The following is a 12,440-nucleotide window of genomic DNA, read 5'->3' as shown; positions in this document are numbered from 1 at the left end:
GCTTCGAAGCGATTCGGCTTCGAAGCCTGCGCGTTCCCGTGTGCGGCCACGGCTGCTGGGCGGTGCCGTCGCGTCAGCCCACGTCGGCCGGGACCACGCGGGCTGCCGGGGCGACAGGAGCTCCGTTCTCGCGCGCCGAACGCAGTGCGGCCTCGACCACCGCCACGGTCGCATGGATGTCCGCGGCGGTCACCAACGGGGTGCGGCCGTAGCGGATGTCGTCGCAGAACTCGGTGAACAGGTGCCGCAGGGCCGTCACACCGGCCGGTCCGCCGACCTGCCGCGAAACGCTGTCGCCGTCGGCTCCGCGTACGGAGACCGATGGGGCGTCCTCGTCGGCGAGTACGTGGCCGTGCGAGCCGAGCACGCGCAGGCTGGACGAGACGGGGGCCGGGCCGACACCGGCGGGTGTGCGGGCCACGGTGGCTGTCGCCACCACCGCGTTGCGCAGGCGGAGCGAGAGGACCGCCGCGTCCTCGACGCCATAGGCGGCGTGCGGACCGTCGAAGAGCGGTGCGTGCGGTGCGCCGCTGCTGAAGGCCACGACCTCCTCCACCTCCAGACCGGTCAGATGACGGATCGCCAGTACCGGATACCACCCGAAATTCATCAGCTCCCCACCTCCGGACAGTGCCGGATCGCAGACGAGTTCGGGGCGCTCGACGGTGGCTCCGTCCAGACCGCCGGCCGCGAGCCACTCGGCGTCGACGGCCAGCGGCAGACCGATCGCACCGGAGTCCACGATGCGACGGGCGCGGGCGATCTGCGGGGAGTAGAGCCGGTGCACGGCGGTGAGCAGCCCCCGCGAGCGGTCCGCGGCGTCCCACAGGCGCTGCGCGCCGAGGGTGTCCGTCGCGGCGGGTTTATCGACGAGCACATGGCAGCCGGCTTCGAGCGCTCTCACCGCCAGGTCGACGTGTCGTGCGGGCTCACTGCACACGAGGGCGATGTCGCAGGAGGCCAGCCCCTGGTCCAGATCGAGCAGCGGGATGCCCGTCGTACGCGCGAGAGCGGCGCTGTCGTCGGCGAAGGGGCTGTCGGCCGTGTCGGCGCAGCCGATGACCTCGATGCCGGGCAGGGACCGGAGCAGCGGCACGTAGTCACGGGCGTGCCGGACCCCGGATGCGATGAGGATTCTCATGTCAGCAGACCTCCTTGACGTCGACGGGGCGGCCTTCGTCGGCACTGAGCTGGGCCGCCAGGGCGGCGGCGAGCGCGGCCCGGACCTGGTGGGGTGCGGTCAGCGGGGTGGCGGCACCGTCGAGTACGTCGCGCAGGTGCCTGGTCTGCTCGGTCATCGCCCCCTCGATCGATGCGGGGGCGACGGGCGACGCGGAGTGCGCCCGCGGCTCGCTCTCGCTGCTGTGGTGCAGGGTTCCGCTGGTGCCGGAGAGCATGAGCCGGCGGACGAACGTGCCGCGTTGGACGAGTGCGTAACAGAGTTCGATGGTGGCGAGGGCGCCGCCCGCGAAGCGTACGAGGATCTGGAAGCTGTCCGGGGTCGGCATGCCGGAGGCCCAGGTGCGGCAGGGGCGGGCGAAGACCCGTACCGGTTCGTCGTCCATGAGCCAGGTCAGCAGGTCCAGCGCGTGTACGCCGTTGTGGGCGACATGGCCTCCGGAGCGGGCGGAGTCGAGCTGCCAGCCCCGCCAGCCTCCGGGCCAGACGTGCCCGGTGTACCAGGTCAGGTGGGCCAGCCTCGGCGTGCCGATCGAGCCCTCGGCGACCGCCCGGGCGATCTCCAGGTGGACGGGCTGGAACCGGGCGGTCTGGGCCACGAGCAGGGGCCGGCCGGCTGTCTTCGCGGCTGCGAGGATCCGGTCCGTGTCGGCCACGTTCAGCGCGGCCGGCTTCTCCAGCAGGACCGCACGGCCTGCTTCGAGTGCCGCCACGGAGAGGTCGGCGTGCGACTCGGGAGAGGTGCACACGGCGGTGACGTCGATGCCGTCGGACCATGCGGTCGACGGATCGGTGGACCAGGTGGCGCCCTCGGCGAGGGCCGCCAGTGCGGCGGCCCGGTCGGGATGCCGGTCCACGACGTGCGCCAGCCGCAGTCCTGGCACGGCGGCGAACGCGGTGACGTGATCACGGGCGATGGCGCCCGCGCCGATGACGGCCACCCGGTGCTCGCTCCCCCGCTCTCCGCGACCTTGCGATCTGTTGCCTCCGGGCACTGGGGCGGGGCTCATCCACGACTCCTCACTCGACGATCAAGATGGACATCAGACATCTTATGTCTGATGTCATCGAATGAACACCCTGATATCGCCCTCCTCGCAACGCCCTTGCGGACAAGGCCTGTTGCCTGCCTTCCGGGTCCACGCCGGGTAGCGTCGAACGGCGGGGCGCGCTTCACCGCACGGGATCGGATGCGTAGGGTGCGAGCGTCCCGGGCCGCATCCGGGACGCCCCGGCCACGCCGACCGGCCGAGGGCCGAGTCCCCGGGGGCGGGAACGGCGGACACGACGGACGCGGGGCGGACGGCCGGGGCGGGCGCAGCTGCTGGCTGCGATCGCGACGGGCACGATGCCCGTGCTGCTGGGCAGTGCGCATGTCGCCAACACGACGTCGTACGAAATGCCGGCATGGGCGGCCATCGCCCTCGTCGTCGTACGGATCGGCCGCACCGGCGACACGCGGTGGTGGTTCGCCGCGGGTGCCCTGGTCGGCATCGGCGCCGAGTTCAACCACCTCGCGGGGGTCTTCGGCGCCGTTCTCCTGGCCGCGGTGCTGATCGGCCCGGCCCGCCGGACGGTGGCCGGCCTCCGGCTGCTCAGGGGCGCGGCGCTCGCCGTACTCATCGTGCTGCCCGACCTGTGGTGGCAGTCTCGGCACGGCTGGGCGATGTTCGAGATGACGCGGGCGCTGAACGGGGAGAACGGCGGTCCGGGGAACATACCCACCTGGAACATGGGCCGGCTCGGCATCTCCTGCGTGGCGATGGTGCTGCTGTGGATGGCCGGCCCACGGTTCCCGTGGCGGTCCGGCCGGCCGCTGTGGCGCTGCCTGGTGATCGCTTACGCCGTGCTGTTCGTCCTCTTCGCCGTGACGACCGGAGCACAGGCCTACTACCTGGCCGGCCTGTACGTGTGCCTGCTGGCGGCCGGGGCGGTGGGGCTCGACGCCTGGCTGCACTCCCGCAGCCACCCGGAACGCATGCGCCGCCTGGTGATCGCGACCGCCCTCTCGGCCACACTGTCCGCGGTGATCGCGCTGCCGGTACTGCCGGCCTCCACCACGGCCTGGGCGTACGGCGTCGACCCGACGTCCGGGGAGACCCTCGGCCGGCCCCAAGTGGTCGGCACCGTCCGGCAGGTGTGGACCGGGCTTCCGGCCGGGCAGCGTGCGAACGCGGTGATCTTCGCGGCGGACTACAGCGAGGCCGGAGCCGTCAACGAACTGGGCCAACCGTGGCGCCGGGCTGCCCACCGCCGTCGGTGCCCAGAACACCAACTGGTGGTGGGGCCCCGGCAACCCACGGGCCACGACCGTGGTGGCCATCCCCCCGGTCCGGACTCCGCCCCCGGCTACGCCGCGCACCTGCGCCGGTATTTCCGGCACGTCCGCGTGGCCGCCGACCTCTCCAACCCCAGCGGCGTGCACAACATCGAATGGGGCGGCCACGTCTACGTCTGCACCGGACCCCGTCGCCCCTGGGGCGAGATGTGGCCCGAACTGCGCAACTACGCCTGTCACGGCCCCGGGAGAAGGCGCGCGAATGGGCAGCGGATCCAGCAACGCCTTACTCATCTGCGGCATCGCCGCCGCGGTGGCCGCTGCCCTGACCGCCGTCGGCCCCCGGCCGCAACGCTCCCCCGCCCAGCCGCCGGACGGGCCGACGCGCCCGAGCCCGCCCGTGCGATAGCGCCTCACCCCGGCCGGGCCGGCTCTCCGACCGCCTCCGGCAGGTGTCGGAGGCGCCCGGCCCCCGGTGGCTTCGTCACCGCCGGGACCAGGGAGCGCCGGGATACGGACGAACCGAAGGCGGAACACACCCTCGGCCGGCTCAGTCCTTCGGAGCCTTGATGATCTTTCCGTTCTTGTCGACCGTGTGGGTCTGCCAGTACGTGTCCCACTTGTCGCCCACGTGCTCGGGCACCTTGCCCTCCGGATAGCGGGTGTAGCCCGCCGGGGGCTCGTCATCGTCGGAGACGCAGGCGCTGCCGGTCGACCCGACGTTCAGCACCGGATACTCACCGCCGCCGCAGGTCGCGTCCTCCTGCGAGCAGCCCGTGATGGCGAAGGCCATCGACGCGGCGGTGAGCGCGAGGATCGAGGCGGAGCGACCGTACCGGTTGCCGGACGAGGTCCTGCGGGGGCGAACAGACTTGCGCATGCTGAGCTCTCCTCGTTGATCGATTTCACTGCAACTCTGCCCCGGCCCCCCGTCTCGATCATGAGTACGCGTACTCAAACGGCAATCCGAAACCGTGTCGCGCAGTGAGCCCCCTGCCCCCTGCCTCAGGAACCAGTCGCGATGAGCAGAGCGAGGAGAGCCTCCTCGCTCATGCACGGGGCCCGTCCTGCCGGAATTCGCGTGGCGGGTCGCAGCGACTCTCCCTTACGCTGCCCCTTCATGGAGCCGGCGGCGGCCCCTCCAGCCGGCTGACGGCTGCCGGGCATCGAGCAGCGGGCAGCAGGCAGCGATTCGGAGATGCACGGGTATATGACTTCTCAACTGTTCGCCGTCTGCTTCGATTCGAGCCGTCCAGCGCGTCTGGCGGAGTTCTGGTCCGGGCTCCTGGGCTGGGAGTCGGCCGGAGGCCCGCAGGACGGATCGGCGACGATCCTGCCGAACGACGACACGGGGTTCCGGATCGGGTTCCGGCCGGGCCGGGAGGAGAAGGCCGGCCAGAACCGGATGCACCTCGATCTGACGAGCACGTCCCCGGAGGACCAGCAGCGGACGGTGGCCAGGGGGCTGGAGCTCGGCGCACGACACATCGACATCGGCCAACGCCCCGATGAGGGGCACGTGGTGCTCGCAGACCCCGACGGCAACGAGTTCTGCGTCATCGGGCCGGGAAACAACTTCCTTGCCGACTGCGGATTCGTAGGGGCGCTGGCCTGCGACGGTTCGCGGGAGGTCGGGTACTTCTGGAGCCAGGCCCTCGGTTGGCCCCTGGTCTGGGACCAGGACCAGGAGACGGCGATCCGCTCACCGCACGGCGGCCCGAAGCTCACCTGGGGCGGTCCTCCGCTGATGCCGAGGACGGGCCGGGACCGGGTCCGCTTCGACCTCGCCGCGCCCGCTCACGAGGACCGGCAGGCGGAGATCGAGCGGCTGGTCTCGCTGGGGGCGAGGCGTACCGGGGCCGGCCGGAACGACGACCGGGTGGTGATGACCGATCCCGACGGCAACGAGTTCTGTGTGCTGGCACGCGGGTAGCGTCGCCCTGTTCATGACCCGTCAGGACGAGGCGTCCGGCCGCGTGCCGAGGTATGCGCCGTCCTCCGCCCGTGCCTGGTACTCGGCAGCCTGTCGGGCGAAGATCCGGTGGAGCTCCCGGGCCGCGGGCGGCACCGATCCCGAGCGGCTGCGCTGAAGCACCAGCAGGATCCGGGTGGTCGCGTCGTCGATCGGGCGGTGGACGATCGCACCGGCCCGTTCGAGCGGGTCGTCGACGACGCTGAAGTCCGGCAGCACGGTGACTCCGAGCCCTTCGGCGACCATGAGCTTGCCCATCTCCGCGCCGTCGGTCGAGTACGAGAAGGACGGGGTCCGGCCGGCGAGCAGCCGGTGCACATAGCGGTGCATCAGGTAGCCGGACCGCATCACGATCAGGGGCTCGGTGAGCAGGTCGGCCACGCCCACGGTGCTCAGCGCCGCGAGCCGGCTGTCCGGGCGCAGACAGACCACAGGGCGGCCGCTGAGGAGAGCGGTGCTGTGGAAGTCGGGAGGCAGGTCGTCTCCCTGAAGGTAGTTGACGAGCCCGAGGTCCAGGCCGCCCTCCTGGATGCCGCGGTGGATCTCCGCCTGCTGCGCGCCCACGACCTCGACCTGCGTCACCGGATGGGTCGCCCGGAACTCCCGGATGGTGGGCACCAGCAGTGGAACGGTGGCCGCGTTGACCGTGCCGAGGCGCAGCATCCGAGTGGTGTGGTGCTGGTCGTCGGCGGCCCGGCGGAGCCGGTCGACGGCGTCGAGGACGCCGATGATGAGCGGAAGCAGTTCCCGGCCGCGCTCACTGATCGTCGCACCGGAACGCCGCCGGTCCAGGACGTCGACGCCCAGTTCGCGTTCGAGATTGCGCACCGTCTCGCTCAGCGCCGGCTGGGAGAGGTGAAGTTCCTCGGCCGCCCGCCGCAGGGAGCCCAGCCGGGTCACGGCCTCGATGTACTCCAGCTGTTCGATCCGCATGGCGGTTCCACGTCCTGACCAGGGAGGGAGCAGAGAGTGAAAGGGAAACCCTATCAGCCCCTCGCCATTGCCTACTCGACCTGGAGCGGAAGGCCTGGCTAGTCTGCTGGGGCGGCACAAGCCGTGTCATCCACCTGCTGAAAGCAGTTCTCATGAGCGCGCGACAGGGCTTCACGCGGAGGCGGCACATCGACCTCGCCCGCGTTGCAAGCGCCTTCTGTTGTTGCGCCGTCTGAGACGCGGCCCGCTCCACCCCGTCCGATCCGCGTGCCTGTGAGTCTTCCGGGCCGCGGTCGTTGCCGCTGACGTTTCCCGGGCCCTGCCCGTGCCCCGTGCTGCCCTGAACCGGCACCGGGCCGGCTCGCGCCCCGGTCCGTCGTGGCCCGGTCCGCCGTTTCGCGTTCCGCAACGCCCCCCTTTCTCTCTTTGTCTCCGTATCTCCGTACCGGGAGTCACCATGTCCGTTCCACCCTCCGCCGACCCCGTGCGCTTCGCGTACTGGGTGCCCAACGTCAGCGGCGGCCTGGTCACCAGCCGGATCGAGCAGCGCACCGACTGGGGCTACGACTACAACCGCGAACTCGCGGTGCTCGCCGAGAACAACGGCTTCGAGTACGCCCTCAGCCAGGTGCGGTACATGGCCAGTTACGGCGCCGAGTACCAGCACGAGTCGACCAGTTTCAGCCTTGCACTGCTGCTGGCCACCGAACGGCTGAAGGTCATCGCCGCGGTCCATCCCGGGCTGTGGCAGCCGGGCGTGCTGGCCAAGCTCGGCGCGACCGCCGACCACCTGTCGAACGGCCGCTTCGCGGTGAACGTGGTCAGCGGCTGGTTCAAGGACGAGTTCACCGCGCTGGGCGAGCCGTGGCTGGAGCACGACGAACGCTACCGCCGCTCGGAGGAGTTCATCCGGGCGCTGCGTGCCATCTGGACCGAGGACCATGTGGAGCAGGCCGGCGACTTCTACCGGATCCGTGACTTCTCGCTCAAGCCCAAGCCGCTCAACACCCCTGAGCGGCCGCATCCGGAGATCTTCCAGGGCGGCAACTCCTCCGCGGCGCGGGCCATGGCCGGACGCGTCTCGGACTGGTACTTCTCCAACGGCAAGGACTTCGACGGAGTCACCGAGCAGATCGATGACGTCCACGCCTCGGCCCGGGCGGCCGGCCGTCCGGCCCCCCGCTTCGGTCTCAACGCCTTCCTGATCGCCCGGGACACCGAGGCCGAGGCCCGGGACACCCTCCGCGAGATCGTCGCCAAGGCCGACACGGACGCCGTGCACGGCTTCGGTGCCGCGGTGAAGCAGGCCGGGCGGTCGACCGCTGACCACAAGGGCATGTGGCAGGACTCCACGTTCGAGGACCTCGTCCAGTACAACGACGGCTTCCGGACCGGCCTCATCGGCACGCCCGAGCAGATCGCCGAACGCATCGTCGCCTACAAACGGCGCGGCGTCGATCTGCTGCTGCTGGGTTTCCTGCACTACCTGGAGGAAGTCGAGTACTTCGGCGACCGGGTCCTGCCCCTGGTCCGCGAACTCGAGGCACAGCAACCGGCCGGCCGGGACGAGGCCGTCGCCGCCCTCGGCTGACATCTCCTCACCCACCCTGTGCGACACCACGATCGAGAGGCAATCCCATGAGCACCACCGTCACCGCCCCGTGGAAGAACAACCCCGCGCCGCAGGACACCGCGGGCTGGATCGAGCGGGCCGCCGAGGTCGCCGCCGTCCTGGCCACCGACGCCGTCGCCCGTGAGAAGGCGGGCGCGACCCCGTACGCGGAGATCCGGCTGCTGAAGGACTCCGGGCTGGTCACGCTGCTCGGCCCGGCCGAGCACGGCGGAGCCGGCCAGGACTGGACCACGGCCTACCGGGTGGTCCGCGAGGTCGCCAAGGCCGACGGCTCCATCGGCCAACTCCTCGGCTACCACTACCTGTGGAACTGGGCGGCACGTCTGGTGGCCACGCGCGAGCAGTGGGAGTCCGTCGAGGCCGAGGCCGCCCGCGAGCAGTGGTTCTTCGGCGGCGCGGTCAACCCGCGTGACAGCGACGTCACCGTCACGGAGGACGGCGACGACCTGGTCTTCACGGGGCGGAAGACCTTCTCCACCGGCAGCAAGGTCTCCGATGTCACCGTGCTCGAAGGGATCCTGGAAGGCACCGACCAGCACGTCTTCGCGATCGTCCCCTCGGACAGCGAGGGGCTGACCTTCCACGACGACTGGGACAACATCGGGCAGCGGCTGACCGAGAGCGGCAGCGTCACCATCGACGGCGTACGCACCCCGTGGGCGTCCGCCGCCGGATACGTGGACAAGCGGTTCCGGCCGCGCGTCTACAACACGCTCAACGTCCCCACCATCCAGCTCGTCTTCGTCAGCTTCTACCTGGGCATCGCCGCGGGCGCGCTGGAGACCGCCGCCACCTACACCCGCACCAAGTCGCGCTCCTGGCTGCACGGTGGCTACGAGCAGGCGGTGGACGAGCCCTACGTCCTCGACATCTACGGCGATCTGACCGCCAAGCTCTGGGCGGCCGAGGCCCTGGCCGACGCCGTTGCCCGGGAGGGCCAGCTGCTGCACGACGACCCCGACGCCGTCACCGAGCGGGCCCGTGGGGAGTTCGAGGTCCGGGTGGCCGCCGCAAAGGCCCGCGCCACCGAGGTCGCCCTGGAGATCACCGGCAAGATCTTCGAGGTCACCGGCGCCCGCGCCACCGCCTCGTCCGAGGGCCTGGACCGCTTCTGGCGCAACGTCCGCACCCACACCCTGCACGACCCGGTGGCCTACAAGCGCCGCGAGGTGGGCCGCCACGTCCTCACGTCGGAGCTGCCCGAACCCACCTGGTACTCCTGACCGCCCGCGCCGCGAGGCCCCGCTCCCCGGCGGGACGGGGCCTCGCGGTGCCGGGGCCCGACCGGACCCGCACGCCCACCACCGAATCGAGGACCCGTGGCCACCGTTCTCTCCGTCTCCGGAAGCCCCTCCGCCACCTCCCGTACCGCCCGGCTGCTGCGCCATCTGGACCGCCGGCTGACCGGCCAGGGCCACAGCGTCGTCCCGCTGGACGTCCGCACCCTGCCGCCGGAGGCCCTGCTCGGTGCCGACTTCGGCCACCCGGCGATCGTCGGGGCCGCGGAACTGTTCGCGCGGGCCGACGGGATCGTCGTCGGAACCCCGGTCTACAAGGCCGCGTACTCGGGACTGCTCAAGTCGCTGCTCGACCTGCTGCCCCAGTACGCGCTGGCCGGCAAGACCGTGCTTCCACTGGCCACCGGCGGCTCCACCGCCCACGTCCTGGCCATCGACTACGCGTTGCGGCCGGTGCTGTCGTCGATGGGCGCCGCCCACATCGTCCAGGGCTGGTTCGTCCTGGACCGGCACATCGGCGTCGCTCCGAACGGCGACGTCGCGCTGGAGCCGGGGACCGCGAAGTCGCTCGGCCCGATCGTGGACCAGTTCTCCGCCGCCCTCGGACGGGACCCCCTGCTCACCGCCGCAGGCTGACCCGGCGACAGCCCCACCACAGCCGCCCGCTCCCCCGGAGGAACCCAGATGTCCGCCCCCGCCACCACCGCACCGGCCCGCCCGGTCCCCCGTCACATCGCCGACGACGCCGAGGCGCTCACCGTGGCCGCCCGCCTGGCCGAGCGGTTCCGCACCGGGGCCGCGGACCGGGACGCCTCCCGTCGCCTGCCCCGAGCCGAAGTCGAACTGCTCTCCGCCTCCGGGCTGCTGGGCATCACCGTTCCCGCCGAGCACGGCGGCGCGGACGTCCGGGCGGAGACCCTGGCCGAGGTGTTCCGGCTGCTGGCGGCCGCGGACGCCAGCCTCGCCCAGATCCCGCAGAGCCACTTCGCTTACGTCAATGTGCTGCGGCGCCAGGGCACCGCGGCGCAGCAGGCGTTCTTCTTCGCCGAGCTACTGGCGGGGCGCCGCTTCGGGAACGCCCAGTCGGAGGCCGGAACCAAACACGTCCAGGACATCCGGACCAGGCTGACCAGGGTCTCGGACGGCGCATTCCGGATCGACGGCGTCAAGCAGTACTGCACCGGCGCCCTGTTCGCCGACTGGATCCCGGTCCTGGTCCGGGCCGAGGACGACACCCTGCACGTCGCCTACGTCCCGGCCGGCGCGGCCGGGGTGAGCGTGATCGACGACTGGGACGGCATGGGCCAGCGCACCACCGCCAGCGGAACCGTGCGCCTGGACGCCGTTCCCGTCGCCGCCGACCGGGTCGTCCCGCACCATCTGACCTTCACCGGCCCCCAACTGCACGGCGCTGTCGCCCAGTTGCTGCACGCAGCAATCGATGTCGGGATCGCCTCCGGGGCCCTGTCCGAGGCAGTCGACTTCGTACGGACCAAGAGCCGCCCCTGGTTCGAGAGCGGAGTGGACACCGCGGCCGAGGACCCGCTGCTGATCCAGCGCTTCGGTGAGCTCTCCGTCCGGCTGCGAGCCGCGGAGGCGCTGCTGTCCGCGGCAGCGCGCGCCGTGGACTCGGCGGCGGCCGACCTCACGGACGACACGGCCGCGGAGGCCTCGATCGCCGTCGCGGCGGCCAAGGCCTTCGCCGGTGGCGCGGCCGTGGAGATCGGCGGCGCCCTGTTCGAAGTCTCCGGCACCCGCGCCGCACTCGGCTCCCTCAACCTGAACCGGCACTGGCGCGACGCCCGTACCCACACCCTGCACGACCCGGCCCGCTGGAAGATCCAGCACATCGGCCGCCATGTCCTCAACGGCACCAGGCCTCCGCGCCACGGCCTGCTCTGACCTGCTCCTGCCCTTTCACTCCGATCAGCCTCACGACCCGGGAGTCCTCGATGGCCCTGACCTTCCACTGGTTCCTGCCCACCTACGGCGACAGCCGCCATGTCGTGGGCGGCGGCCACGGGCTCCCGGCGGGCAGCGCCGGCGGCGACCGGCCGGCGACGCTCGGCTACCTCACCCAGATCGCCCGCGCCGCCGAACAGCTCGGTTTCGTGGGGGCCCTCACTCCCACCGGCGCCTGGTGCGAGGACGCCTGGCTCACCACCGCGATGCTCGCCCGGGAGACCGAACGGCTCAAGTTCCTCGTCGCCTTCCGGCCCGGCTTCCTCTCCCCGACCCTGGGCGCGCAGATGGCGGCGACGTTCCAACGGCACACCGGAGGGCGGCTGCTCCTGAACGTCGTCACCGGCGGCGAGAGCCACGAACAGCGGGCCTACGGCGACTTCCTGGCCAAGGACGCCCGCTACGCCCGTACCGGCGAGTTCCTCCGGATCGTGCGGGAGCTGTGGGAGGGCAGGACCGTCGGCCTGGACGGCGAACACCTCCGGGTGGAGGGCGCCCGGCTCGGCCGTCTGCCCGACCCCGTGCCCGAGATCTACTTCGGCGGGTCCTCGCCGGCCGCCGGCGAGGTGGCGGCCGAGCACAGCGACGTCTACCTGACGTGGGGTGAACCTCCGTCGGCCGTAGCCGAGAAGATCGCCTGGATCCGGGGCCTCGCCGCCGCCCGGGGGCGCTCCGTGCGCTTCGGGATCAGACTCCACGTCATCACCCGCGACACCTCCCAGCAGGCCTGGGCCGAGGCCGGACGCCTTCTGGAGGGCTTCGACCCGGCGGCCGTACGGGCCATCCAGGCGGGCCTGGCCCGCAGCGAGTCCGAGGGCCAGCGCCGGATGCTCGCCCTCCACCGCGGCAGCAGCTCCGATCTGGAGATCTCCCCCAACCTCTGGGCCGGCATCGGCCTGGTCCGCGGCGGTGCGGGCACCGCGCTGGTCGGCAGCCACGCGGAGGTCGCCGAGCGGATCACCGAGTACCACCGGCTGGGTATCGACGAGTTCGTCCTGTCCGGTCATCCCCACGTCGAGGAGGCGTACTGGTTCGGCGAAGGTGTTCTGCCCCTCCTCGGTCAGCGGGGTTTGTGGGCCCATCCCGCCGGGTCCACGGAGTCCCCCGGAACCACCGTGCCGTTCGCGGGAACGAGCAGGGCAAGCTGACGGGCGCAGCCGATGCCGTGGGGGGCGGGGCCCGCCCCCCCGGGCCCCCGGACGGCGGCGCGGCCCGGCCCGCGGGATACGCGTAGCGGTCGCGGCC

General features: G+C 71.8%; 12 protein-coding genes. 8 read left to right on the top strand and 4 right to left on the bottom strand.

Annotated features, from left to right (window positions below; translation table 11 throughout):
* Positions 1-73: 73 nt before the first annotated feature.
* Together ACFVJX_RS35415 and ACFVJX_RS35410 are read right to left on the bottom strand one after the other, a co-directional pair.
* Positions 74-1,141, bottom strand: coding sequence for a Gfo/Idh/MocA family protein (locus ACFVJX_RS35415; RefSeq protein WP_384136646.1), 1,068 nt, complete (start codon positions 1,139-1,141; stop codon positions 74-76).
* A gap of 1 nt (position 1,142) precedes the next feature.
* A complete protein-coding gene (locus ACFVJX_RS35410; protein ID WP_384136648.1) occupies positions 1,143-2,189 on the bottom strand; it encodes a Gfo/Idh/MocA family protein in 1,047 nt (348 codons plus the stop codon).
* Positions 2,190-2,398: 209 nt separating this feature from the next.
* Between ACFVJX_RS35410 and ACFVJX_RS35405 the strand changes: the two genes are divergently transcribed.
* Positions 2,399-4,027 carry an ArnT family glycosyltransferase gene (locus ACFVJX_RS35405; protein ID WP_384195403.1) on the top strand — a complete coding sequence of 543 codons (1,629 nt, stop codon included), beginning with the start codon at positions 2,399-2,401 and terminating at the stop codon, positions 4,025-4,027.
* On the opposite strand, the gene ACFVJX_RS35400 is transcribed toward ACFVJX_RS35405, so the two are convergent.
* Entirely contained in the window at positions 4,008-4,337 is a 330-nt protein-coding gene (locus ACFVJX_RS35400; protein ID WP_384136650.1) for an SCO0607 family lipoprotein, read from the bottom strand. The two genes, ACFVJX_RS35405 and ACFVJX_RS35400, sit on opposite strands and share 20 nt — an antisense overlap.
* Positions 4,338-4,667: 330 nt before the next feature.
* Between ACFVJX_RS35400 and ACFVJX_RS35395 the strand changes: the two genes are divergently transcribed.
* On the top strand, positions 4,668-5,390 hold the full coding sequence (locus tag ACFVJX_RS35395; protein ID WP_384136652.1) for a VOC family protein: 723 nt from the start codon (positions 4,668-4,670) through the stop codon (positions 5,388-5,390).
* 21 nt (positions 5,391-5,411) lie between these two features.
* Here the strand turns inward: ACFVJX_RS35395 and ACFVJX_RS35390 are convergent, their stop codons facing one another.
* On the bottom strand, positions 5,412-6,362 hold the full coding sequence (locus ACFVJX_RS35390) for a LysR family transcriptional regulator (protein ID WP_384136654.1): 951 nt from the start codon (positions 6,360-6,362) through the stop codon (positions 5,412-5,414).
* A 152-nt stretch (positions 6,363-6,514) separates the two neighbouring features.
* Here ACFVJX_RS35390 and ACFVJX_RS35385 point away from each other — a divergent pair, with 152 nt between their 5' ends.
* The 6 genes from ACFVJX_RS35385 to ACFVJX_RS35360 all read left to right on the top strand — a co-directional run bounded on the left by ACFVJX_RS35385 (position 6,515) and on the right by ACFVJX_RS35360 (position 12,343).
* The gene (locus ACFVJX_RS35385; RefSeq protein WP_384136667.1) at positions 6,515-6,598 is read left to right on the top strand and encodes a putative leader peptide; all 84 of its coding nucleotides are present in this window, start codon (positions 6,515-6,517) and stop codon (positions 6,596-6,598) included.
* A gap of 221 nt (positions 6,599-6,819) precedes the next feature.
* Positions 6,820-7,953, top strand: coding sequence for a dimethylsulfone monooxygenase SfnG (gene sfnG, locus ACFVJX_RS35380; RefSeq protein WP_384136656.1), 1,134 nt, complete (start codon positions 6,820-6,822; stop codon positions 7,951-7,953).
* A 47-nt stretch (positions 7,954-8,000) separates the two neighbouring features.
* Positions 8,001-9,218 carry an acyl-CoA dehydrogenase family protein gene (locus ACFVJX_RS35375; protein ID WP_384136658.1) on the top strand — a complete coding sequence of 406 codons (1,218 nt, stop codon included), beginning with the start codon at positions 8,001-8,003 and terminating at the stop codon, positions 9,216-9,218.
* Between the two features lie 96 nt (positions 9,219-9,314).
* On the top strand, positions 9,315-9,869 hold the full coding sequence (gene ssuE / locus ACFVJX_RS35370) for an NADPH-dependent FMN reductase (protein ID WP_384136660.1): 555 nt from the start codon (positions 9,315-9,317) through the stop codon (positions 9,867-9,869).
* Positions 9,870-9,917: 48 nt separating this feature from the next.
* Positions 9,918-11,135 carry an SfnB family sulfur acquisition oxidoreductase gene (locus tag ACFVJX_RS35365; RefSeq protein ID WP_384136662.1) on the top strand — a complete coding sequence of 406 codons (1,218 nt, stop codon included), beginning with the start codon at positions 9,918-9,920 and terminating at the stop codon, positions 11,133-11,135.
* A gap of 50 nt (positions 11,136-11,185) precedes the next feature.
* Positions 11,186-12,343: an LLM class flavin-dependent oxidoreductase gene (locus tag ACFVJX_RS35360; RefSeq protein ID WP_384136663.1), complete on the top strand. Its 1,158-nt coding sequence runs from the start codon at positions 11,186-11,188 to the stop codon at positions 12,341-12,343.
* Positions 12,344-12,440 lie beyond the last annotated feature (97 nt).

The sequence above is a fragment of the Streptomyces sp. NPDC127177 genome, from assembly GCF_042672475.1.
Lineage (GTDB): Bacteria > Actinomycetota > Actinomycetes > Streptomycetales > Streptomycetaceae > Streptomyces.
Note: the sequence above shows the minus strand (reverse complement) of the source record. Positions and strands in the feature narration are given on the sequence as shown.